18 protein-coding genes are annotated in these 22,517 nt (G+C 72.4%); 6 read left to right on the top strand and 12 right to left on the bottom strand.

Features of this window, described 5'->3' with window-relative positions; translation table 11 throughout:
* Positions 1-74: 74 nt before the first annotated feature.
* From ACFYMO_RS08090 to ACFYMO_RS08100, 3 genes are all read left to right on the top strand, one after another.
* Positions 75-1,754 carry an alkaline phosphatase D family protein gene (locus ACFYMO_RS08090; protein ID WP_366772350.1) on the top strand — a complete coding sequence of 560 codons (1,680 nt, stop codon included), beginning with the start codon at positions 75-77 and terminating at the stop codon, positions 1,752-1,754.
* Positions 1,755-1,778: 24 nt separating this feature from the next.
* On the top strand, positions 1,779-3,413 hold the full coding sequence (locus tag ACFYMO_RS08095) for a protein kinase (RefSeq protein ID WP_388545048.1): 1,635 nt from the start codon (positions 1,779-1,781) through the stop codon (positions 3,411-3,413).
* Between the two features lie 180 nt (positions 3,414-3,593).
* Positions 3,594-4,322: a hypothetical protein gene (locus tag ACFYMO_RS08100; RefSeq protein ID WP_388545050.1), complete on the top strand. Its 729-nt coding sequence runs from the start codon at positions 3,594-3,596 to the stop codon at positions 4,320-4,322.
* A gap of 106 nt (positions 4,323-4,428) precedes the next feature.
* Here ACFYMO_RS08100 and ACFYMO_RS08105 read toward each other — a convergent pair whose 3' ends face one another.
* Positions 4,429-5,016, bottom strand: a complete 588-nt coding sequence (locus tag ACFYMO_RS08105) for a dienelactone hydrolase family protein (RefSeq protein ID WP_366772346.1) — start codon at positions 5,014-5,016, stop codon at positions 4,429-4,431.
* A gap of 156 nt (positions 5,017-5,172) precedes the next feature.
* Between ACFYMO_RS08105 and ACFYMO_RS08110 the strand changes: the two genes are divergently transcribed.
* On the top strand, positions 5,173-6,210 hold the full coding sequence (locus ACFYMO_RS08110) for a mechanosensitive ion channel family protein (protein WP_074998283.1): 1,038 nt from the start codon (positions 5,173-5,175) through the stop codon (positions 6,208-6,210).
* A gap of 120 nt (positions 6,211-6,330) precedes the next feature.
* On the opposite strand, the gene ACFYMO_RS08115 is transcribed toward ACFYMO_RS08110, so the two are convergent.
* Entirely contained in the window at positions 6,331-7,935 is a 1,605-nt protein-coding gene (locus tag ACFYMO_RS08115) for a Na+/H+ antiporter (RefSeq protein WP_366772345.1), read from the bottom strand.
* A gap of 4 nt (positions 7,936-7,939) precedes the next feature.
* Positions 7,940-8,881, bottom strand: coding sequence for an RluA family pseudouridine synthase (locus ACFYMO_RS08120; RefSeq protein ID WP_366772344.1), 942 nt, complete (start codon positions 8,879-8,881; stop codon positions 7,940-7,942).
* Between the two features lie 234 nt (positions 8,882-9,115).
* Between ACFYMO_RS08120 and ACFYMO_RS08125 the strand changes: the two genes are divergently transcribed.
* Positions 9,116-10,384, top strand: coding sequence for a peptidase M6 (locus tag ACFYMO_RS08125; protein WP_388545055.1), 1,269 nt, complete (start codon positions 9,116-9,118; stop codon positions 10,382-10,384).
* Positions 10,385-10,463: 79 nt separating this feature from the next.
* Here the strand turns inward: ACFYMO_RS08125 and lspA are convergent, their stop codons facing one another.
* Positions 10,464-11,048, bottom strand: a complete 585-nt coding sequence (gene lspA / locus ACFYMO_RS08130) for a signal peptidase II (RefSeq protein WP_026004445.1) — start codon at positions 11,046-11,048, stop codon at positions 10,464-10,466.
* A 53-nt stretch (positions 11,049-11,101) separates the two neighbouring features.
* The gene (locus ACFYMO_RS08135; RefSeq protein WP_388545058.1) at positions 11,102-11,986 is read right to left on the bottom strand and encodes a TraR/DksA family transcriptional regulator; all 885 of its coding nucleotides are present in this window, start codon (positions 11,984-11,986) and stop codon (positions 11,102-11,104) included.
* Between the two features lie 478 nt (positions 11,987-12,464).
* Between ACFYMO_RS08135 and ileS the strand changes: the two genes are divergently transcribed.
* A complete protein-coding gene (ileS, locus tag ACFYMO_RS08140; protein WP_366772341.1) occupies positions 12,465-15,593 on the top strand; it encodes an isoleucine--tRNA ligase in 3,129 nt (1,042 codons plus the stop codon).
* A gap of 204 nt (positions 15,594-15,797) precedes the next feature.
* Here the strand turns inward: ileS and ACFYMO_RS08145 are convergent, their stop codons facing one another.
* From ACFYMO_RS08145 to ACFYMO_RS08175, 7 genes are all read right to left on the bottom strand, one after another.
* A complete protein-coding gene (locus tag ACFYMO_RS08145) occupies positions 15,798-16,997 on the bottom strand; it encodes a DivIVA domain-containing protein (RefSeq protein ID WP_388545061.1) in 1,200 nt (399 codons plus the stop codon).
* A gap of 52 nt (positions 16,998-17,049) precedes the next feature.
* A complete protein-coding gene (locus ACFYMO_RS08150; RefSeq protein ID WP_019355489.1) occupies positions 17,050-17,334 on the bottom strand; it encodes a YggT family protein in 285 nt (94 codons plus the stop codon).
* 64 nt (positions 17,335-17,398) lie between these two features.
* Positions 17,399-18,037, bottom strand: a complete 639-nt coding sequence (locus ACFYMO_RS08155) for a cell division protein SepF (protein ID WP_366772339.1) — start codon at positions 18,035-18,037, stop codon at positions 17,399-17,401.
* Positions 18,038-18,187: 150 nt separating this feature from the next.
* Positions 18,188-19,024 (bottom strand): YggS family pyridoxal phosphate-dependent enzyme, encoded by an 837-nt coding sequence (locus ACFYMO_RS08160; protein ID WP_388545064.1) that lies wholly within the window; start codon positions 19,022-19,024, stop codon positions 18,188-18,190.
* Between the two features lie 3 nt (positions 19,025-19,027).
* A complete protein-coding gene (gene pgeF, locus ACFYMO_RS08165) occupies positions 19,028-19,759 on the bottom strand; it encodes a peptidoglycan editing factor PgeF (protein ID WP_388545067.1) in 732 nt (243 codons plus the stop codon).
* A complete protein-coding gene (gene ftsZ, locus ACFYMO_RS08170; RefSeq protein WP_360300342.1) occupies positions 19,756-20,994 on the bottom strand; it encodes a cell division protein FtsZ in 1,239 nt (412 codons plus the stop codon). The genes pgeF and ftsZ overlap by 4 nt, the downstream gene beginning before the upstream one ends.
* A 580-nt stretch (positions 20,995-21,574) precedes the next feature.
* Complete coding sequence (locus tag ACFYMO_RS08175; protein WP_388545070.1) at positions 21,575-22,492, bottom strand: cell division protein FtsQ/DivIB; 918 nt, start codon at positions 22,490-22,492, stop codon at positions 21,575-21,577.
* Positions 22,493-22,517 lie beyond the last annotated feature (25 nt).

Genomic DNA, 22,517 nt, shown 5'->3' on the forward strand with positions numbered 1-22,517 from the left:
GCGGCCGGGGGCGGCGAGGGGCGGACCGCAGGAGGTCTGCCCCTCGTTCGTACTCGTGCGTAACATGACCGCTCGTGACTTCTCCTCACTCGAGAACCGAACAGTCCCTGCCCGGCGGCGCGCTGCCCGCGCCGCGGCGCCGCGCCGTGGTAGCCGCCGGTGCGGCCGGTGCCGCGCTGCTCCCGCTCGCGGGCGCGGCTCCCGCGGCGAGCGCGGCCGACGCCGCCCCCTCCTTCGTGCACGGTGTCGCCTCGGGCGACCCACTCCCCGACGGAGTGCTGCTGTGGACCCGGGTCACCCCGGAGCCGGGCGCCGTCCCCGGCTCGGGCCGGGGCGCCGCGGTCGAGGTGGCGTGGGAGGTGGCCGCTGACCGCGGGTTCACCGACCGGGTGGCGCACGGCAGCGTGCGGGCCGAGGCCGCCTCCGACCACACCGTCAAGGCCGATGTGCGCGGACTGCGCCCGGCCACCACCTACTTCTTCCGCTTCACCGCCGGCGGCGTCCACTCGCCCACCGGCCGCACCCGCACCGCCCCCGCCGAGGGCGCGGAGGTCGCCGGCCTCCGCTTCGGGGTGGTCTCGTGCGCCAACTACGAGGGTGGCTGGTTCGCCTCCTACCGGCATCTGGCGACCCGCTCCGACCTGGACGCGGTGCTGCACCTGGGCGACTACATCTACGAGTACGGGCACGGCGAGTACCCCACCGGGGACGCCGTCGTGCGGACCGTCCAGCCCGAGCACGAGATCGTCTCGCTCGCCGACTACCGGACCCGGCACGGCCACTACAAGGCGGACCCCGACCTGCGGGCGATGCACGCGGCGCACCCCCTCGTCGCGATCTGGGACGACCACGAGTTCGCCGACAACGCCTGGTCGGGCGGGGCCGTCAACCACGACCCGGAGACGGAGGGCGGCTGGGCGCAGCGGGTCGCGGCGGCGAAGCAGGCGTACTTCGAGTGGCTCCCGGTACGGCCCTCCACCGCGGGCACCACCTTCCGGCGGCTGCGGTTCGGGCAGTTGGCCGAGCTGCACCTGCTGGATCTGCGCTCGTTCCGCGACGCGCAGGCCGAGGTGGGGCACGGCCGGGACATCGACGACCCGGACCGCACTCTGACCGGGCGCAAGCAACTGGAGTGGCTGAAGAAGGGGCTGGCGGGCTCGCAGGCCCGCTGGAAGCTCGTGGGCAACCCGGTGATGATCTCCCAGGTGGCCTTCGGCTCCGTGCCCGCCAAGTTCCTGGGACCGCTGGGCGAACTGCTCGGCGTCCCCAAGGAGGGGCTGGCCGTCAACACCGACCAGTGGGACGGCTACACGGACGACCGCCGGGAACTCCTCACCCATCTGCGCGACAACCGGATCACCGACACCGTCTTCCTCACCGGTGACATCCACATGAACTGGGCCAACGAGGTACCGCTGCACGCGGCCGACTACCCGCACGAGGGCCCGCTGGCAACGGAGTTCGTCATCACCTCCGTCACCTCCGACAACCTGGACGACACCCTGCACGTGGCGCCCGACACCCTCTCGGGCCTCGCCGAGGCGGCCGTCCGCGCCGCCAACCGGCACGTGCGCTGGGTCGACATGGACTCGCACGGCTTCGGGGTGCTGGACGTGGACGCGCACCGGGCGCAGATGGACTACTTCGTGCTGTCCGACAAGGCGGACAAGGACGCGACAGCCGCACTGCGCCGCTCGTACCGCACCGATTCCGGCTCGCAGCGGATCGAACGGACGTATCACCCCCTGAGCTGAGCCGTACCGCCGTACGCTGGCCCCATGGCAGGGGGCGAGCAGGGGGAGCAGGGGCACCTCGTCGACCGGCGTTTCGAACTGCTGGAGACGCTGGGGACCGGAGGCATGGGAACGGTGTGGCGGGCGCGGGACGTCGCGCTGCACCGCGAGGTGGCGTTGAAGGAGGTCCGGCCCCCGTCGGCCGGACCCGGCGGCCCCGAGGCGGCCCTGGAGGGGTCGGAGGGGTCCCGGGCGCTGCGCGAGCGCGTGCTGCGCGAGGCCCGGGCCCTGGCCCGGCTCAGCCATCCGCACGTGGTGACGATCCACCACATCGTGGACGAGGGGCCCTACCCCTGGCTCGTGATGGAACTGGTGGACGGCCCCTCGCTGGAGCAGCGGCTGGCGGAGGGGCCGCTGGAGCCGCGCGCGGCCGCCCGGCTGGGCCGCGAGGTGCTCTCGGCCCTGCGCACGGCGCACGCCGCGGGTATCCAGCACCGCGATGTGAAGCCCGGCAACGTGCTGCTGCGCGCGGACGGGTCGGCGGTGCTCACCGATTTCGGCATCGCCGCGCTCCAGGACTCCGCCGCCGTGACGGCGACGGGCGAGTTCCTGGGGTCGCCGGAGTTCGTCGCGCCGGAGCGGGTCCGCGGGGCGGACGACGACCCGGCCGGTGATCTGTGGTCCCTGGCGTTGACGTTGTACGTGTGCACGGAGGGCCGCAGCCCGCTGCGCCGCGCCACCACACTGGCCACCATCGCGGCGGTGCTCGACGATCCGGTGCCGCCGCCGGTGCGCAGCGGCCCGCTGGCGCCGGTGCTGGCCGCGGTGCTCGTCAAGGACCCCGCGGCCCGGCCCGACGGGGCGGAGCTGGAGCGGATGCTGGCGGACGTCGCGGAAGGCCGGGCGGCGACGCCGCATCTGCCGACGGAGACGTCGGTCCCGGTCCGCTCCCCGGGAGCGCCGCCGGTGCCGCCGCCCGTACCGGGGCCGGGGACACCCGCCGCCGCGCCCACCGTCGCGGGCGGGACGGCGCCGCGCGGGCGGCGGGCCGGGTGGGCCGTCGCGGGCGGAGTGCTGGCCGCCGCACTCGTCGCCGGGGGCCTGTTCCTGCTGGCCCGGCCGGGCGGCTCCGCCGGCGCGGAGGCCGGAGCCGACGGCGGCAGGGGCGGCGTGCGCCCGGCCCCGACGGTGTCCGACGCGCAGGACGCCTCCTCCGCGCCGGAGACCGGCCCCTCCGCCGAGGAGCGGGAAGCGGAGTCGACCCCGAGCCGGGAACCGGAACCGGAACCCAGCACGTCCTCGGCCAGGTCCAGCCCGCCGGCCGACTCCCCGGCCGGCTCTCCGGTCGGCACCTGGGTGGCACAGCTCGGTTCGGTCGCGAAAGCGGACGGCACCGGCGCACGCGAGAAGATGCGCGCCGCGCTGAGCCGCAAGGCCGACGGCGTGCGCTACCTCGACAGCGACAGCTTCGCCTCACTGCGCGGGGGCTACTGGATGTTCTACAGCTCCGGGCCCGCGGGCGGCTTCTCCGACGGGACGGCGGCGGCCTCCTGGTGCAGCGCGCGAGGCCTCACCTCGTCGAACCAGTGCGTGGGCCGCTACGTCAGCGACGATGCCGCGGACCGCCCCTACATCTGCGCGCCCGGCGCCGCCCGGGGCACGGGGCGCTGCGAGCGCTGAGCCGCCCGGTGGCGGCGGCCCGCGGGCACGTTGGGCCGACCGGCGGCCGAGCGCCCTCCCTTCCGGCGGCGGTGGCGGCCTGTCGCCGCCAGCGTCCAGCTCTCCTGTGCGTACGTTTTGCGGGCTGACGCGTTGGACCCTGCGCCACGAGGGCGCGTGATGCGAAGGTCGAGGGAGACCATGGGCTGGACACGCGCACGGAGGACGGCAGCCGCGGCCGCGGTCTCCGGACTGCTCGCACTCGTTCCGGCGGCACCGGCGGCACCGGCAGCCGGCAGCACCGGGGATCGGGCGGCACACACGCCCTCGTCCGGGGCCGCGGACGCGGAACGGGCCGCCGCGCAGACCCCGCCGCCGCCCCGCCTGCCGCGGAACTTCAGCGGCAGAGGCAGGTGGATCGTCCGGGACCTGGGGATCGAGGTCCCGTTCCGCTGGGCGGGCCGCGACGGCGACAGCCAGATGGTGGCGGGCGGTCCGCAGTACCCGATCTGGTTCACGAACCTGATCTACCGCGGGACGCTCTACACACTCACCTACAAGTGGCCCGGGCTGACCGAGCACCCCTGCTCGAAGATCCCCGGCTTCGACCGGGAACGGCTGAACGACCTGCTCGCCAAGGCGCGGTTCGTCGGCCGCGAGACCCTGGAGCGCACCCCGCGGCGGCAGGTGAACCACTGGCGGGTCAGTGTCGTCCTGCCGCAGCGGCCGCCGGGCAACCAGCTGCGCTTCCCGCTCGCCCTCGGGGACGTCTACGTCGACCAGCGGGACCCCGGCACGTTCTGGCAGGTGCTCCAGTTCGGGGTGCAGAACCTCTACGATCCCGAGCTGGACGAGTGGCTGGTGATGAACACCTTCGCGCACCGGCCGGGAAAGGTGGAGCTGCCGCGGCGGTGCCGCACCGCGTCCTGAGCCTCCCCGGGCGGCGGGGACACCGCCGAGCACCCGCCGCGTCCCGGGCCGAGCCCCGCCACGGGGCCGCCGGCTCCGCCGGACCGGGCGGACGCGGCGTGTGTGCCTACAGCGTCTCCAGGAACCCCAGCACCGTGCGCCAGGTGCGCTCGGCGGCCTCCTCGTCGTAGTCCTCCAGCTCGGCGTGCGTGTACAGGTGCCCGGCCGCCGGGTAGCGGTGCACCTCCACATCGGCACCGGCCTGCTGCATCCGCAGATACCAGGCGGTCAGCCAGTCGTGCGGCTCGAAGGCGTCGGGATCGCCGACATGGAGCTGCACGGGCAGGTCGTCGACCGCCGCGTCCTCCGGGATGTCCGAGGTGCCGGAGAAGAGCACCAGGCCGCGGGCCTTCTCGTCGGCCAGCGCGAGGGTCTGGGCGATGGAGCCGCCCATCGAGAAACCCGCGTAGACCAGCCCCTTGCCCGAGTGCGGCGCGGCGGCGGCCACGGCCCTGCGCAGCAGTTCGTCGCGGTCGGGGCTGCCCTCCTCCTCGAGCATCCGCATCCCCTCCTCCACCGAGGCGGCGGTCCGGCCGTCGAACAGGTCGGGCGTCACCACCTCGTGCCCCGCGGCGCGGAGCCGCTCCGCCGCGGCGCGCACGTCCGGAGTGAGCCCGCACACGGAGTGCAGGAGAACGAGCGATACGGATGCCACAGATGTCACTTCCTTCACAAAGAACCCCTGGTGCGGCTCCTGGAGCCGGGTACTCCACATGGTGCCAGGTACGGTCGTCGGTGGTCCTCGGGCGGCCCGTCCCGGCCGCCCGCCCCGGCACCGAGCCCGGGAACCCCCGTCAGGAGAAAGGCGACCATGGAGAACGTGCTCCGGCCCGTCATCGTCTTCGGTGGCGCGATCGTGCTCTCGTACGTGCTCGCCTGGGCCGTCGACCGGCTGATGGTACGCCTGGACACCCGCCACCCGGAGACCCCGATGTGGGGGCTGCTGCGCAGCGGCCGCTTCCCCTTCCAGGCGGTCCTCTTCGTGCTGCTGGTCAGCAGCTTCTTCGACAGCACGCACCTGGCCAAGGACCACCGGGCCGGTGTCGACCGGTGGCTGACCATCGTGCTGGTCGCCGCCTCGGCCTGGCTGATCCTGCGCATCGTCGCCGCCATAACGGAGACGCTGGCCAACAGGTACGCCGGCGCCGCCCTGGACCCGGCGCGCGGACGGCGGGTGCGCACCCAGCTCACCCTGATCCGGCGGCTGATCACCGCCGTGGTGACGGTGATCGCGGTGGCCGCGGTGCTGCTCCAGTTCCCGGGCATGAAGACGTTCGGCACCTCGATGCTCGCCTCGGCCGGTGTGCTGGGCATCGTCGCCGGTATCGCGGCCCAGTCGACGCTGGGCAACCTGTTCGCCGGGCTGTCGATCGCCTTCGGCGACATGGTGCGGATCGGCGACGAGGTCGTGGTCGAGGGGGAACTCGGCACGGTCGAGGAGATCACCGTCTCCTACCTGGTGATCCTCACCTGGGACGAGCGCCGGATCACGATGCCGGTCTCCTACTTCACCAACAAGCCGTTCGAGAACTGGTCCCGCGGCGGCCCGCAGATGACCGGCACCGTCTACCTCCACCTCGACCACTCGACCCCCGTCGCCGAACTGCGCGCCAAGACGGAGGAGCTGGTCCGGGCCAGCGACGAGTGGGACGGGCGGAACTGGAACGTGGTGGTCACCGGGACCACACCGACCACCGTCGAGGTACGGGTGGCCGTCACGGCGCGCACCTCCGGCGACCTGTGGACGCTGCGCTGCTCGCTGCGCGAGGACCTGATCGCCTGGCTGCGGGCCTACCACCCCGACTCGCTGCCGGGCATCCGGTACATCCCGCAGGAGAAGTCGATCTGACCCGCGGGCCCCGGCGCGCGGCCGCGGCCCCGGACGTGCTGCCCGGCGCAGCGGGGTGCCCGGCCCGCGCGGCGTGCTCGCCGCGGCGGGTCGACGCGGAGCGGCTCGGCGCGGACCGGCTCAGCTGCCCCGGAAGCTGCGCACGTCGAGCTGGTGCAGCACCCGGTCGACGGCCTCGGGATCCACCCCGGGCTCGTTGCGCGCCGCGATCACCTCGTGCCGGGCCGCCGACAGCAGCTCGTTCTGCAGCCGCCGCAGCTTCTGCGCGCGGGCCACCCGCTTGCTGTGCGCGGCCCGGCGCTCCTCGCCGACGATCTCGGGCGAGATCCGCGCACCCACGTCCCAGGCGCGCCGCAGCAGCGCCTCGGAGACCTCCTCGGGCAGCTCCTCCACCTCTTCGATCTCCCGCAGCCGCCGCCGGGCCGCCTTGGCGACCCGCAGCGCGAGCTGCCGCTCCAGTTCCCGTTCGGCGGCGCTGTCGGACTGCACGTTCAGCCTGCGGACCAGCCGGGGCAGAGTCAGGCCCTGGAAGACCAGGGTCACGAGCACCACCGCGAAGGCGATGAAGAGGATCGCCTCCCGCCCGGGAAACGCTCCGCCCCCGGCCTCGGGCTCCACGGACAGCGGGACGGCCAGCGCCAGCGCGACCGAGGCCACCCCGCGCATTCCCGCCCACCACACGACGACCGTCTCCCGCCAGTTGCGCGGGATGTCCTCGTCCAGGTCCTTGCGCCGGTGCAGCCGCTGCGCCAGCCAGGCGGACGGCAGCAGCCACAGCAGCCGCAGGGCGACCACGACGCCGACCACCGCGAGAGCCGCGGGCAGCAGCCGGCGCCAGTCCTGCTGGACGGTCCCGAAGACGGTGTGCAGTTCCAGCCCGATCAGCCCGAAGGCGATCCCGGTCACCAGCGTGTCCACGATCTGCCAGAACGTCTGCCCGGCCAGCCGGCCCTGCACGTCGTCCGCGTCCACCGCGTGCCCGGAGGCCAGATAGAGCGCGGTCGTCAGGACGGCCAGCACGCCGGAGCCCATCAGCTCCTCGGCGAGCACGTAGGAGGCGAAGGGCACCAGCAGGCTCAGCCCGGTCTGCAGGGTGGCGTCCCCGAGGTAGCCCATGAGCTTGCCGGAGAGCCAGCCCAGCCCCAGTCCGACCGCGACCGCCACCACACCGGAGAGCACCAGTTCACCCGCGGCCACCGGCAGCGAGAAGGTACCGGTGACGGCGGCGGCGATGGCGACGTGGTAGAGGGTGATGGCGGTCACGTCGTTGAAGAGGCCCTCCCCCTCCAGCGCCGAGACCAGCCGCCTGGGCAGTCCGACGTTGCCGGCCACCGCGGTGGCCGCGACCGGGTCGGGCGGGGCGACCAGCGCGCCCAGTGCCACCGCCCCGGCCAGTCCGAGCCCGGGCACCAGCAGATTGGCGACCGCGGCCACCGCCGCCGTGGTGACGAACACCAGCGCGACCGCCATCAGGAAGATCGGCCGCTTGTTCGCCGCGAACTGCCGCCAGGACGTGCGCTGGGCCGCGGCGTAGATCAGCGGCGGCAGCACCAGCGGCAGGATGAACTCGGGCGGCAGCGAGACGTTCGGGATGGAGGGGATCAGCGCCAGCACGCCGCCGAAGAGCGTCATCAGCACGGGCGAGGGCAGCCCGAGCTTGTCCCCGAGGGGGACCATCAGCACGGCGGCGAGCAGAAGAGCGAAGAAGAGGGCGAGCTGATCCATCCGGTCAGGAGCTCTCGGCCCGCACCTTGTCCAGCGCGGCCTGCAGATCGGCCGGGTAGCCGCTCTCGTACTCGACCCGGCTCCCGTCGCCCGGGTGCTCGAAGCCGAGCCGCACCGCGTGCAGCCACTGGCGCTCCAGCCGCAGCCGCTTGGCCAGGGTGGGGTCGGCGCCATAGGTCAGATCGCCCACGCAGGGATGCCGGTGTGCCGCCATGTGCACGCGGATCTGGTGGGTGCGCCCGGTCTCCAGCTTGATGTCCAGCAGGCTCGCCGCCCGGAACGCCTCCACCAGGTCGTAGTGGGTCACCGAGGGCTTGCCGTCGGAAGTGACCGCCCACTTGTAGTCGTGCTGCGGATGGCGGCCGATGGGCGCGTCGATGGTGCCGCTGAGCGGGTCGGGATGGCCCTGGACGAGCGCGTGGTAGCGCTTGTCGACGGTGCGCTCCTTGAACTGCCGCTTGAGCAGCGTGTAGGCCCGCTCGGACTTGGCGACGACCATCAGCCCGGAGGTGCCCACGTCCAGCCGGTGCACGATGCCCTGCCGCTCCGCCGCGCCGGAGGTGGCGATCGTGTACCCGGCAGCTGCCAGCCCGCCGATCACGGTGGGTCCGCTCCAGCCCGGACTGGGGTGGGCCGCGACCCCGACCGGCTTGACGATCACCACGATGTCGTCGTCGTCATGGACGATCTCCATGCCCTCCACCGGCTCGGCGACGATCCGCACCGGCTGCGCCTGCCGGGGCATCTCCACCTCGATCCAGGCGCCGCCCACCACCCGGTCGGACTTGCCCGCCGGCGAACCGTCCAGCAGGACCTTGCCGTCCGCGGCCAGCTCCGCCGCCTTGGTCCGCGAGAAGCCGAACATCCGGGCGAGGGCGGCATCGACGCGCTCGCCTTCGAGGCCGTCGGGTACGGGCAGGGTGCGGGTCTCAGGAAGCGTGCTCACCTGATCGAGTATGCCGGACGCGGCGCTGCGGCCCGCACGCCCTCGCCTCCGGCGGCACCCCGGCCGCCGTGCTCCGGCCGCACTCCGGGGAGGACGGCAGACGCGGCTTCCGGCACCGGCACCCCCGGTCACCCGCTCACCCGCGCGGACCACCCCGGAGTGCGGCGCCCGCCGCCTGCGCCGACGGTGTGACAGAAGCCTCGGGACCAGCAGCGACACCGGAGGGAATCGCCGATGACGCCGCGCAGGACGCCTCAGCACCCCGCGCCGGACTCCGGTCCGGACGGCGGTATACGCCGCCGTCCCGGCCAGGTCCGCCGGCGCGTACTGGCGGTGGCCACCGCGCTGGCCACCGCCTGCCTCACCCTGGCCCCGGTGCGGGTGGCGGCGGCGGCCGAGGGCATCGCGGGCCCCTGCGCCATAGCCCCCGGCAACGGCACCGACGAGGGGCCGCTCGGACCCGGCTACGTCCGCCCGCAGGGCAGCAAGCGCGCGCTGATGCTGATGGTCGACTTCAGCGACCACCCCGCGGCCACCCCGGCCCGGAAACGCGCGCGCTTCTTCTCCCGGTACGGCGACCGGTTCTGGAACCGCGCCTCCTTCGGAAAGTACCGGCTGGAGACCGAGACCAGCTCCGACTGGATACGCATGCCGCGGCCGTGGTCCTCCTACGGGATCACCCGCGGCATCCCCACCGGTCTGATGCGCGGCTACGTACACGACGCGCTGGAGGCCGCGCACCGCCAGGGCACCGACGTGCACGGTGCCGACCTCGTCTTCGTGGTGGCCGACAGCAATCTGCCCGCCGCGCCCACCGTCTCCCAGGCGCACACCTTCGACGGGCTCCGCGCCGCGGGCACCCGGGTGCACGGAGCGGCCCTCATCTTCGGCCGGGCCTCCGACTCGGCACTGTGGCAGCGCGGGAACTTCGTCCACGAGGCCCACCACCTCTACGGACTGCCCGACCTCTACAACGTCGCGGAGAACGCCTCCGTCGAGTACGCGGGGGGCTGGGACACCATGAGCATGGCCGGCATCTCCGACCTGCTGGGCTGGCACAAGTGGAAGTTCGGCTGGCTGTCCCGCTCCCGGGTCGGCTGCATCACCTCGTCGGGTACCTCCGAGCACACCCTGAACCCGGTCAGCTCCCCGGACGCGGAGCTGACCGTGATACGGACGGGGCGGCACCGGGCGATAGTGGCCGAGGCGCGCACCCGCTCGGGGCTGGACCGGGACATCTGCGCGGAGGGCGTGCTCCTCTACACCGTCGACTCGGCGCGGCCCACCGGCGAGGGCCCGGTCCGCGTCGTCGACTCCCGCCCCCGCAGCGGCGGCGGCGCCGCCTGCGCCGACCGGCTGCCCGGCGAACTGGCCGAGATGTCGGACGCGCCCTTCGCGCCGGGCGAGAGCCACACCTTTCCCGGCGGGATACGCATCACCGTCACCGACGCCACCGACCAGGGCGGCTACCGCGTCCGGGTGCACGTCCCGCACCACGGCTGAGCGCCCCGGCCGAGCGCCGGCGGCGGCCGGCCACCTCCGCACCGCGTCCGACTCCGGGGAACGGCCCGCGCGGCCGGGTTCAGTCCCGGTGGACTGTGCCGTCCGGGTCCAGGCCGCGGAAGGAGAGCAGCACGATCAGGACGCCTCCGCACACGATGGCCGAGTCGGCCAGGTTGAACACCGCGAAGTGCTTGGGCGCGATGAAGTCCACGACGGCCCCCTGGAAGACCCCCGGGGCGCGGAAGATCCGGTCGGCCAGGTTGCCGCACGCGCCGCCCAGCAGCAGGCCCAGCGCGATCGCCCAGGGGAGGCTGTAGAGCTTCCGGGCGATCCGCGCGATCACCACCACGACGGCCACCGCGATCGCGCTCAGCACGAGCGTCAGCGCCTCCCCCAGACCGAAGGCGGCACCGGGGTTGCGGATGACGCTCAACTGGAGCCAGGAGCCGAGCAGCTCGATCGGGGCGTGGTTCTCCAGCTCCGCGACCACCACCAGCTTGCTGACCAGGTCCAGCGCGAACGCGAACCCGGCCACCGCGGCCAGCACACCGATCCGCCGCCTGCGCCGCGGAGGTGCGGAGGACTCCCCTTCCGCGTGCTCCTCTTCACCACCGCCGGCCGCGCCTTCGCCGGGGCCGTCGACAGTCCGCTCCACCTCAGTCACGCCTTGAGGGTACGACACGCGCGGACGGCGGTGTTCACGGCGTTCTCCCGCGCTCAGCGGCGCTCCTGCTTCTGTTTGCACTCCACGCAGAGCGTGGCCCGCGGGAACGCCTGCATCCGGGCCTTCCCGATCGGCTTGCCGCAGTTCTCGCACTGCCCGTACGTCCCCGCGTCCAGCCGCTCCAGCGCGCGCTCGCTCTGGTAGAGCATCTCGCGCGCGTTGGCGGCCAGCGCCATCTCGTGCTCACGGGTGATGTTCTTGGTCCCGGTGTCCGCGTCGTCGTCACCGGCGCCATCCCCCGAGTCCCGCATCAGACCGCTGAGTGCCTCCTCCGCGGAGGCGATCTCCTGCCGGAGCCCGTCGGCCTCCTCGCGCAGGCCCGAGCGGGCCTCCTCGACCTCTTCCGGGGACCATGGTTCCTCGTCGGGGCGTACCAGCAGTTCGCCGGGGGCCACCGGGCCCGCCTCGCTCCGTGCCGTGGGCACCGCCTCGGTCTCCGTCACCGGAGTCTTCTTCGCAGCCACCGTCCCAGCTCCCGTCGTCGTCCGCGCGTCCTGTCCGGTGGGCGCCTCGGCAGCGCCTTCCTGCCGGCCCCCCGCCGTTCCGGCCGCTGTCGTCGCCGCGGCCCCGTCGGCCGCCGCCCGTTCCCCCGCGCCTGTCCTCGCCGCGGCCTTCTTCGCCGGCGCCGTTGCGGCGGCCGCCTTCTTCGCGGCCGGTGCCTTCTTCGCGGCCGGTGCCTTCTTCGCCGGTGCCTTCTTCGCCGGTACCTTCTTCGCCGGTGCCTTCTTGGCGGATGTCTTCTTCGCCGCCTTCTTGGCGGGCGCCTTCTTCGCCGGTGCCTTCCCGGCCGCCTTCTTCGCCGCCGCGGTCCGGTCCCCGTCGTCTGTGGCCTTCTTCGATGCTGCCGTCTTCTTCGCGGCGCTCTCCTCCGCCACCATGACCGCGGCCCCTTCACATTTTGTGATCTTGCTCGCGAAACGTGACCGGAACGATAAATCGACTTCAACCGCACAGCAACGGGGCACGCCGGTCTGCCACCTTTGTGCCCCGCCCGGCCGCGCGAAAACCGCTCCGTACCCCGGGCGGAATCCCCGTACACTGGGGACGGCGAGAGGCGAGGACGGGGACGAGTAGCGTCTGTGAGCGGCCCAGAGCGATCCGGGGACGGTGGAAGCCCGGAGGCGAGCGCGGCGTGAAGATCACCCCCGAGCCGTCGGAAGAAAGCCCGGAGCACCCTGCTCCCGGGCGAGTAGAACCGGCAGCGCTACCCCAATGAGGGGACGGCGGGCACAGTCCGCCGTCAAGGAGGGTGGTACCGCGGGTCCGCCGCCGGCCAGGCAGGCGAACTCGTCCCTCCGACGGAAGTGAAGAAGCACCGCATCTTCCCGATGTCCGCCGGAGGAAGAAGACCCGCCGATGCAATACAACCAGGTGCCCGCCCAGGTCGACCTGCCCGCGCTGGAGCGCGCCGTGCTCGACTTCTGGCACGAGAACAAGGTGTTCGCCCGCACCCTCGAACAGTCCGAGGGCCGCCCCGAGTGGGTCTTCTACGAGGGCCCGCCCACCGCGAACGGCATGCCCGGAGCGCACCACATCGAGGCCCGCGTCTTCAAGGACGTCTTCCCCCGCTTCCGCACGATGCGCGGCTACCACGTGGCACGGAAGGCCGGCTGGGACTGCCACGGTCTGCCGGTGGAGCTCGCCGTGGAGAAGGAGCTGGGCTTCAACGGCAAACAGGACATCGAGAACTACGGCATCGCCGAGTTCAACGCCCGGTGCCGGGAGTCGGTCACCCGGCACACCGACGCGTTCGCCGAGCTGACCACCCGGATGGGCTACTGGGTCGACCTGGACGACGCCTACCGGACGATGAACCCCGAGTACATCGAGTCGGTGTGGTGGTCGCTCAAGCAGATCTTCGAGAAGGGCCTGCTGGTCCAGGACCACCGGGTCGCCCCCTGGTGCCCCCGCTGCGGCACCGGGCTGTCCGACCACGAGCTTGCGCAGGGCTACGAGACGGTGGTCGACCCCTCCGTCTACGTCCGGATGCCGCTCACCTCCGGGCCGCTGGCCGGCGAGGCGTCGCTGATGGTGTGGACGACCACGCCGTGGACGCTGGTCGCCAACCTGGCCGTGGCCACCCACCCCGATGTCACCTACGTCGTCGCCTCCGACGGCACCGACAAGATCATCGTGGCCGAACCGCTGCTGGACAGCGCGCTCGGCGAGGACTGGCACATCACCGGCGAGCGCTACACGGGCCGGGAGATGAACGGCTGGAGCTACCGGCGCCCCTTCGAACTGGTGGACATCCCCGGAGCGCACTTCGTCGTCAACGACACCTACGTCACCACCGAGGACGGCACCGGCATGGTGCACCTGGCCCCGTTCGGTGAGGACGACTTCCGGGTCGCCCGCGCCAACGGCATCAGCCCGGTCGTGCCCGTCCGCGCCGACGGCACGTTCGAGCCCGGCCTGGACCTGATCGGCGGCCAGTTCTTCAAGAAGGCCGACGAAGCCCTGGTCGCCGACCTGGACGCCCGCGGACTCCTCTTCCGGCACGTGGCCTACGAGCACAGCTACCCCCATTGCTGGCGCTGCCACACGGCCCTCATCTACTACCCACAGCCGTCCTGGTACATCCGCACGACCCGGATCAAGGAGGCCCTGCTCCGGGAGAACGAAGCCACCAACTGGTTCCCGGACTCCGTCAAGCACGGCCGCTTCGGCGACTGGCTGGACAACAACGTGGACTGGGCGCTCTCGCGCAACCGCTACTGGGGCACCCCGCTGCCCGTCTGGCGGTGCGAGGAAGGCCACCTCACCTGCGTCGGCTCGCTGGCCGAGCTGAGCGAGCTGTCCGGCACCGACCAGTCGGGGCTCGACCCGCACCGCCCCTACATCGACGCCGTGACCTTCGGCTGCCCCACCGAGGGCTGCGGGCTGGAGGCGGAACGCGTCCCGGAGGTCATCGACGCCTGGTACGACTCCGGCTCCATGCCCTTCGCGCAGTGGGGCTACCCGTACAAGAACAAGGAGCTGTTCGAGAAGCGCTACCCGGCCCAGTTCATCTCGGAGGCCATCGACCAGACCCGCGGCTGGTTCTACACCCTGATGGCGGTCGGCACCCTGGTATTCGACAAGTCCTCCTACGAGAACGTGGTCTGCCTGGGTCACATCCTGGCCGAGGACGGCCGCAAGATGTCCAAGCACCTGGGCAACACCCTGGAGCCGATCCCCCTCATGGACCAGCACGGCGCCGACGCGGTGCGCTGGTTCATGGCCGCGGGAGGCTCACCCTGGGCAGCCCGCCGGGTCGGCCACGGCACCATCCAGGAAGTCGTCCGCAAGACGCTGCTGACCTACTGGAACACCGTCGCCTTCCAGGCCCTGTACGCGCGGACGAGCGGCTGGGCGCCCACCGGGGCCGACCCGGAGCCGCACCTGCGCCCGCTGCTGGACCGCTGGCTGCTGAGCGAGCTGCACGCGCTGGTCGACCAGGTCACCATCGCCATGGACGGCTACGACACCCAGCGCGCGGGCAAGCTGCTGTCCACCTTCGTCGACGACCTGTCCAACTGGTACGTCCGCCGCTCCCGGCGCCGCTTCTGGCAGGGCGACGCCGCCGCGCTGCGCACCCTGCACGACGTGATCGAGACCGTCACCAAGCTGATGGCGCCGATCACCCCGTTCCTGGCCGAACGGGTCTGGCAGGACCTGGTCGTCCCGGTCACCCCCGACGCGCCGGACTCCGTGCACCTGTCCAGCTGGCCGCAGGCCGACCTCAGCCGCATCGACCCCGAGCTGTCCCAGGACATGCTGCTGGTGCGGCGCCTGGTGGAGCTGGGCCGTGCCTCGCGCGCCGAATCCGGCGTCAAGACCCGCCAGCCGCTGTCCCGCGCGCTCATCGCCGCACAGGGCTTCGAGACCCTCTCCCCCGAGATGCGCAACCAGATCACGGAGGAGCTGAACGTCGAACAGCTCGCCTCCCTCGCGGATGTCGGCGGCTCGCTCGTCGACACCACTGCCAAGGCCAACTTCCGCGCGCTGGGCCGCCGCTTCGGCAAGGACACGCAGGCGGTCGCCAAGGCCATCGCCGGGGCCGATGCCGCGGCGCTGTCGGTGGCACTGCGCGAGGGCACCGGCACCGTGGAGGTGGACGGCGAGACCGTGGCGCTGAGCCCCGAGGAGGTCATCATCACCGAGACGCCCCGCGAGGGCTGGTCGGTGGCCTCCGATCCGGGCGCCACCGTCGCGCTCGACCTGGAGATCTCTCCCGAGCTGCGGCGCACCGGACTGGCCCGGGACGCCATCCGGCTCATCCAGGAGGCCCGGAAGAACTCCGGCCTGGACGTCGCCGACCGGATCGAGCTGCGCTGGCAGTCCGACGACGAGGAGGTGGCACGCGCGCTGGCCGAACACACCTTCCTCATCGCGGAAGAGGTGCTGGCCGAGGAGTTCGCCCAGGGCGACCCGGAGGAGCTCGAGGGCCCCACCTTCGAGGACGAGGCGCTGTCCCTGAAGTTCCGGCTCCGCAAGGGCTGAGCCCCGCACGCAGTACAGCTTCACCGCACCGCCCCCGTCCGCCGACCGCGGGCGGGGGCGGTGCCGCTACGGCCCCGCGGTGCTGCGGCCTGGCTCGGGGGCGAGCGGAGCGGTCCGGGGCTGACAGTACGAACGGGCCGGGCCCGGGAGCGGAAGGTGCTCCCGGGCCCGGCCCGTCGACAGTGGGCGCTCAGCGCGCCCGGGTCAGCTCTCGTCCTCGTCGATGAGGAAGCCCCGCATCGGCGACGGCGCCTGCTGGCCCTGCGGTCCGCCCTGCGGCCGGACCGGTGCCATCGGCTGGGTCATGGCCGGCGACATCTGCTGCTGGCCGCCGTAGGACTGGCCGGCACCGCCCTGGGTGTGCGGACCGCCGCCGGGGCCGCCGGGGCCGCCCATGGAATGGCCGTTGCTGCCCATGGACTGGTGTCCGCCCATGGTGCCGCCGCCGTTGTTGGGTGCACCGGCGGGAGCACCGGCCCCGGCCGGGGCCATCGACGGCGAGGGCGCGGGCAGCGACGCGGTCGCGGGCGTCCGCGGCGGCGCCAGCGAGTCGTCGGCCTGGTTCTCCAACTGCCGCAGCTGGCTCTCCAGGTACGACTTCAGCCGCGTGCGGTACTCGCGTTCGAAGCCGCGCAGGTCCTCGACCTTGCGCTCCAGGGTGGCGCGGGCGGACTCCAGGGAGCCCATCGCGACCCGGTGCTTCTCCTGCGCGTCCCGCTCCAGCGCGTCGGCCTTGGCGCGGGCGTCCCGCTCCAGGCCCTCGGCACGGCTGCGGGCCTCACCGACGATCTTGTTGGCCTCGGAACGGGCCTCCGCGATCGCGTGGTCGGCCGTCTGCTGGGCCAGCGACAGCACGCGGGCGGCACTGTCGTTGTTCTGGCCACCGCCGCCGGGCATCTGGGGACCGCCCTGGGGACCGCCCTGCGGACCGCCGGGGCCCATCGGACCGCCCTGCGGACCGCCGGGGCCGCCGGGGCCCATCGGGCCGCCCTGCGGACCCGGACCGCCGGGACCACCGGGGCCGCCGGGACCACCCGGGCCCGCGGGGAGCTGCGCCTGACCGCCGGGAAGCTGCGGCGGGCCGCCCATACCCTGCTGCTGCTGGGGCGGGACGGGCTGCGGTCCGGATATGGCGGCGGGCACGGGGGCCCCGCCTTGCTGCTGCTGCCTGTCCTGAGGTTCAGGAGGCTTGCGCATGCCGCCCTGTTGCTGTTGCTGGTTCTGGGCCGCCGCGCGCGTGGCCGCGGCCAGCTTGGCGCGCAGGTCCTCGTTCTCGCGCAGCAGCCGGGTCAGCTCGGCTTCGACCTCGTCGAGGAAGGCATCGACCTCGTCCTCGTCATAGCCTTCGCGCAGACGGACGGTCGTGAACTGCTTGTTCCGCACGTCCTCGGGGGACAGGGGCATCTCTTCACCTCAACGTAAGTCGTCGGCATATCGGCAAGACCATTCCGATCGTTCACAGCCTGGCCACGACGTTGATCAGGATGTAGACGATGATCATGAGTACGAAGAAGGACAGGTCAAGCGCCACGCCCCCGAAGCGCAGCGGTGGGATGAACCGCCGCAGAAGCTTGAGTGGCGGATCGGTGACAGTGTAGGTCGCCTCGAGAACGACCACCATCGCCTTGCCGGGTTGCCATGAGCGGGCGAACTGGAACACGTAGTCCATCACCAGCCGGAAGATCAGCACGAGTAGGAAGCAGTACAGCGCGATTTGGACCACGTCCAATGCGGTTCTCATCTGCGCGTCCCTCTCCCCTGGGGCTCTCGTGCCGCCTTGGCGGCCTGTTCCTGGACCCTGCGTCTCAGCTCTGGTTGAAGAACCCGCCCTCTGCGATGCGGGCCTTGTCCTCCGCCGTGACATCGACGTTAGCAGGAGACAGCAGGAACACCTTCTGCGTCACTCGCTCGATACTGCCGTGCAGACCGAAGACCAGACCAGCCGCAAAGTCGACAAGTCGCTTCGCATCGGTGTCGTCCATCTCCGTCAGATTCATGATCACCGGAGTGCCCTCACGGAAGTGTTCCCCGATGGTACGGGCTTCGTTGTAGGTCCGGGGGTGCAACGTGGTGATCCGGTACGGCTCACGTTCGGACACGACCTTGGGCATGATCACCGGGGCGCTCTTCTCGACATTCTGGCGTTCAGGTGTGATGGATGACACGGGAGCAATTCTCCCGGCTCGTCCGCTTTCGGCGGCAACCGTCGACGGGGTCTCCGGCTCCCGCTCCCGCTGCGCCGGGGGGTGAGCAACCCTCACCGGCTCCTCGGAATCGGTCTTTTGGAGCGAATGGTGTGATTGTTCCGACTCGTACCGTCGATGATCCCGTTCGGGCTCGGGCTCGGGCTCGAACTCGTCGTCAGGGTCGAATCCCCGGCCGTCGTACCCATCGTCCTCCACGAGGCCGAGGTAGACCGCCATCTTGCGCATCGCGCCGGCCATTCTCTGCGTCCTCCGCTCTGTGGTGGATCGACTCCATCGACGCAGCCCCCGTCACCGGTGGCCCTGGGATGATCCACGCAGCCTCTCCGACCGGCCTTTTCCGGCGGAAATGACCATATATTCTGCTGTGGCCCCACTCGCTTCGCGACGTTACCGGAGCCGAGGTCGGTCTCCGAGTACCGCACTGCCGACGCGCACATGTGTCGCACCCGCGAGCACCGCCTCTTCGAGATCCGAACTCATTCCCGCCGACACCATCGTCGCAGCAGGATGCGCCACCCGCAGGGCGGTTGAGACTTCCCACAGCCGGTCGAAAGCCGCCCGGGGCCGCCCCGCCAGCGGCCCTGCCAGCGGCCCTGCCAGCGGCGCGACGGTCATCACTCCGTCGAGCCGCAGCCCTTGGGCCGCCGCCACCGCCTCCGCGAGATCCGCCACACCGTCGGGCGCCACACCGCCCCGCTCCCCCACCGAACCGGACGGGGCGTCGAGGGCGACCTGGACCAGACATCCGATCTCCCGCTCCGCGCGGACGGCGGCGGCCGAGAGGGCGGTCACCAGCCGCGCCCGGTCCACAGAGTGGACATACTGTGCATAACCGGCAACCGACCGCGCCTTGTTGGTCTGCAGCTGCCCGACGAAGTGCCAGTCGAGCCCCGCGCCCGCGCAGGCGGCGGCCTTCCGCGCCGCCTCCTGGTCGCGGTTCTCCGCCACGTCCCGCACGCCCAGCTCGGCCAGCAGCCGGACATCGGAGGCGGGGTAGGTCTTGGTCACGACGATGAGCGTGACCTCCTCGCGCCGGCGCCCCGCCACGCGGCAGGCGCCCTCGATGCGCTCCTCCACCCGGGCGAGACCGGCGGCCAGCTCCGCCTTGCGCGCCGCCTCGGCGGACGCCGGCACCGCGGAGTCCGCGAAGGCCGCAGACCGCCCTTCAGCGGACTCCGCGGGCATGTCCGACTCGGGGCGCCCACAGGGCATATCGTCCGTCATATCTCAGTCCGCCTCGATCCAGACATACCCCGCAAGCCTTCCCGTGGTCCGGTCCCGGCGGTAGGAGAAATGATCAGCGGACTCCAGAGTGCACACGGAGGAGTGACCGCGGTCGACGACCCCCGCACGGGTGAGCTGCGCCCGCACCCCGGCGGCCATGTCGACGGCGGGAGTCCCCGCCCGGGTCGTCGCGTACGCCTCGGGGACAGCGGCCGCCACATCGGCGCGCATCCGCTCCGGAACTTCGTAGCAGCCACCGCAGACCGCGGGCCCGGTACGCGCGACGATGCGCTCCGGGACGGCGCCGAGCTTGGTCATCGCCTCGACTGTCGCGCCCACCACGCCGGCCTGCACGCCCGGCCGCCCCGCGTGCGCGGCGCCGGCGACCCCGGCGACGGGGTCGGCCAGCAGCACCGGAGTGCAGTCGGCGGTGAGCACGGCGAGCGCGAGCCCCCGACGCGCCGTCACCACGCCGTCGACGGGCGGCGCCTCGGCTCCGAAGGGGCGATCGACGACAGCGACGTCGCGTCCGTGCACCTGGTGCATCCAGACCACAGCGCCGGGCGACAGCCCGAGCGTCTGCGCGACCCGCTCCCGGTTGACCCGCACCGCCTCGGGGTCGTCACCGACCGCACCGCCGAGATTGAGCTCCTCATACGGAGCGGCGCTCACCCCGCCCCACCTGTCGGTGAAGGCGAAATGCGCGCCGCTGACCGTCTCTTGTTCCGCTATCACTTCAGGAAATCCGGCACATCCAGCTCTTCCGCCTGGCTGTCGTGGTACGGGCGGGCCGGCGGCACCTGCGGGGTGGCGGACGGCGGCGGGACCTCGCTCACCGGAGCGGGCTCCGGGCGCGGCGGGGCCTCCTCCTCGCGCGGCGGGGCGACGGCGCCCAGGCCACCGAACGAGGGGCGCTCGGGCTCCGGGTCGGCGGCGGGCGCCGGCTCGTCCTGGTAGGCGGGGGCCGAGGAGGCCGCCGCGGACGACTGGCCGAGCGCCTTCTCCCCCTTCTTGGCGGGCGGCTGACCGCCGTCGAACCCGGCCGCGATGACGGTGACGCGCACCTCGTCGCCGAGCGCGTCGTCGATGACGGCGCCGAAGATGATGTTCGCCTCGGGATGGGCGGCCTCGCTCACCAGTTGGGCGGCCTCGTTGATCTCGAACAGACCGAGGTCCGAACCGCCGGAGATGGAGAGCAGGACGCCGCGCGCCCCGTCGATCGACGCCTCCAGGAGCGGCGAGGAGATGGCCATCTCGGCGGCGGCGACCGCGCGGTCGTCGCCGCGGGCCGAGCCGATCCCCATCAGGGCCGATCCCGCCTCGGACATCACCGACTTGACGTCCGCGAAGTCGAGATTGATCAGACCGGGGGTGGTGATGAGGTCGGTGATGCCCTGCACACCCGAGAGCAGCACCTGGTCCGCCGACTTGAAGGCGTCCAGCACGCTGACCTGGCGGTCCGAGATGGACAGCAGCCGGTCGTTGGGAATGACGATCAGCGTGTCGACCTCGTCGCGCAGTCCCGCGATGCCGTCCTCGGCCTGGTTGGCCCGGCGGCGGCCCTCGAAGGTGAAGGGCCGGGTGACGACACCGATGGTGAGGGCGCCGAGCGAGCGGGCGATGTTCGCCACGACGGGCGCGCCGCCGGTGCCGGTGCCACCGCCCTCGCCGGCCGTCACGAAGACCATGTCGGCCCCCTTGAGGACCTCCTCGATCTCCTCGCGGTGGTCCTCAGCCGCCTTGCGGCCGACGTCCGGGTTGGCGCCGGCGCCGAGGCCGCGAGTCAGCTCGCGGCCCACATCGAGCTTGACGTCGGCGTCGCTCATCAACAGGGCTTGCGCGTCAGTGTTGATCGCGATGAACTCGACGCCCTTGAGACCGACCTCGATCATCCGGTTGATGGCGTTCACGCCACCGCCGCCGATACCGACGACCTTGATGACTGCGAGGTAGTTCTGCGGTGCTGCCACGTCGAAGGCCTCTCGCCTCGAGTTACGTATCCCTGTGGGGCGGTTCGAACGCCGACCCGAACCCTAAGTGCGAAGTTTAGGGTTACCAGTGCCTGTCTTACTCGGACTCTTCGCAACGGACACTAAGTCGACAAGTGCTGGGTGTTCAACGAACACGCCGAACCTCCCGTTTTTCTTTTCACCCTATGTGATCAGACCGAGCAGTAGCCATCCAGGGTGCTCACCAGCGGCGATACGCGTCAACTGACACGGTCCCGACCGACGGTGGCCCCGGCGCCCGCACCGATCCGCGACCGCGGCCCGTCCGGGGGCACGGGGCACTCCGCTCCCGGGACCGATCGCGGCCGGAGACCGGGGGTTTGGCCCCGGCGGAACGAGGTACCTGTGCGGGCGGGCCGGGCAGCGGCCGTCCGAGGTGCCCGCCGGCAGCGAGAACCGCCCATGGGGACGGACCGCTCCCGGCGAGAACATCAGCCTGATCATGCGGGGCAGCCCGGGTCAACTGACGCGGCCACGGAACGGCGGACTCCAGCCGTTCGCCGAACCCGGCTGGGGGTACGGCGGTTTGCGCGGAGTGCGGCTAACTGTCCGACGCGGCCGGGGCACTGGGGGCCGTGACATCGAAGTGGGTGGCGTCCTCGGCCGCTTTCATCAGCGCCGTCAGCGCAGCGGCCTTCGCCCGGCCGCGTTCGGCACTTCCCCACCGGACGGTGCGGTCCCCCGTCAATTCCAGGGTGATGTCGTCGAAGGAGCGGACCCGGACGGTACGGGTGGCGCGGCGGACGGATTCCGGAAGTGCGGCGGTGGCCCGGGCCGCTTCCCGGCGCAGCCGCCCGGACGAGAAGTACCGCTCGTCCGCCGCCCGCCGCGGTGCGAGAACCAGAAGCGGAACGCCTTTAGGCGGCTTGCCGGCTGTGGCGAATCGCACGCCTTCGGAGTCGACTTCCACATAGTCGTCCGCTTTCTCCATCACCAGCGCCGGGCGTCGTTCGGTGACGGTGAGCGTCAGACCGTGCGGCCAGGAACGCTCGGCCGCCACCTCGCGGACTCTCGGGAGCGCCCGGCGCACCCGGTCCTGGAGCGCCGCCCTGTCGACGGTGATGAGCGGCGCGCCTTCCGGAGCCGCGGCGGCGCGGCTGACGTCGGCCTCGCTCAGCACCCGGGTGCCGGTCACCGAGACGTTCCGCAGCCGCAGCCACGGCGAACCGTAGAGCACCCAGGTGCCGAAACCGCCCAGCGGTACGGCGAGGAGCAGCAGCAGGGCGAGAGCGCGCCGCCGGCGCAGGCGCGGCCCGAACCGGCCGGGCCGCGCCCGTTCCTCGGGGCCGCCCCCGGAACCGGAGTCCGGATCGGCGCCGGCCGCGGCGTCGACGGTGCGGCTCCGGTAGGCGGTCCGGCGGCGCGGCGGCGCGGCGGCGCCGCCGGACGTCCGGCCGCCGCCCGGCTTTCCGGCCGCTCCGGTTGTCTTGCCGGCTCCGGCAGCTCGGGCTGCTTTCACCACGAGGACCACCCTGCTCTCTGCG

Source organism: Streptomyces sp. NPDC007025 (assembly GCF_042869455.1).
Classification (GTDB): Bacteria; Actinomycetota; Actinomycetes; order Streptomycetales; family Streptomycetaceae; genus Streptomyces.

What these genes read in the sequence shown, in the direction of transcription:
- ACFYMO_RS08095 (WP_388545048.1), top strand. Translation starts at nt 1,779, where the DNA reads ATGGCAGGGGGCGAGCAGGGGGAGCAGGGGCACCTCGTCGACCGGCGT.
- ACFYMO_RS08100 (WP_388545050.1), top strand. Translation starts at nt 3,594, where the DNA reads ATGGGCTGGACACGCGCACGGAGGACGGCAGCCGCGGCCGCGGTCTCC.
- ACFYMO_RS08110 (WP_074998283.1), top strand. Translation starts at nt 5,173, where the DNA reads ATGGAGAACGTGCTCCGGCCCGTCATCGTCTTCGGTGGCGCGATCGTG.
- ACFYMO_RS08115 (WP_366772345.1), bottom strand. Translation starts at nt 7,935, where the DNA reads ATGGATCAGCTCGCCCTCTTCTTCGCTCTTCTGCTCGCCGCCGTGCTG.
- ACFYMO_RS08125 (WP_388545055.1), top strand. Translation starts at nt 9,116, where the DNA reads ATGACGCCGCGCAGGACGCCTCAGCACCCCGCGCCGGACTCCGGTCCG.
- ACFYMO_RS08135 (WP_388545058.1), bottom strand. Translation starts at nt 11,986, where the DNA reads ATGGTGGCGGAGGAGAGCGCCGCGAAGAAGACGGCAGCATCGAAGAAG.
- ileS (WP_366772341.1), top strand. Translation starts at nt 12,465, where the DNA reads ATGCAATACAACCAGGTGCCCGCCCAGGTCGACCTGCCCGCGCTGGAG.
- ACFYMO_RS08145 (WP_388545061.1), bottom strand. Translation starts at nt 16,997, where the DNA reads ATGCCCCTGTCCCCCGAGGACGTGCGGAACAAGCAGTTCACGACCGTC.
- ACFYMO_RS08150 (WP_019355489.1), bottom strand. Translation starts at nt 17,334, where the DNA reads ATGAGAACCGCATTGGACGTGGTCCAAATCGCGCTGTACTGCTTCCTA.
- ACFYMO_RS08155 (WP_366772339.1), bottom strand. Translation starts at nt 18,037, where the DNA reads ATGGCCGGCGCGATGCGCAAGATGGCGGTCTACCTCGGCCTCGTGGAG.
- ACFYMO_RS08160 (WP_388545064.1), bottom strand. Translation starts at nt 19,024, where the DNA reads ATGACGGACGATATGCCCTGTGGGCGCCCCGAGTCGGACATGCCCGCG.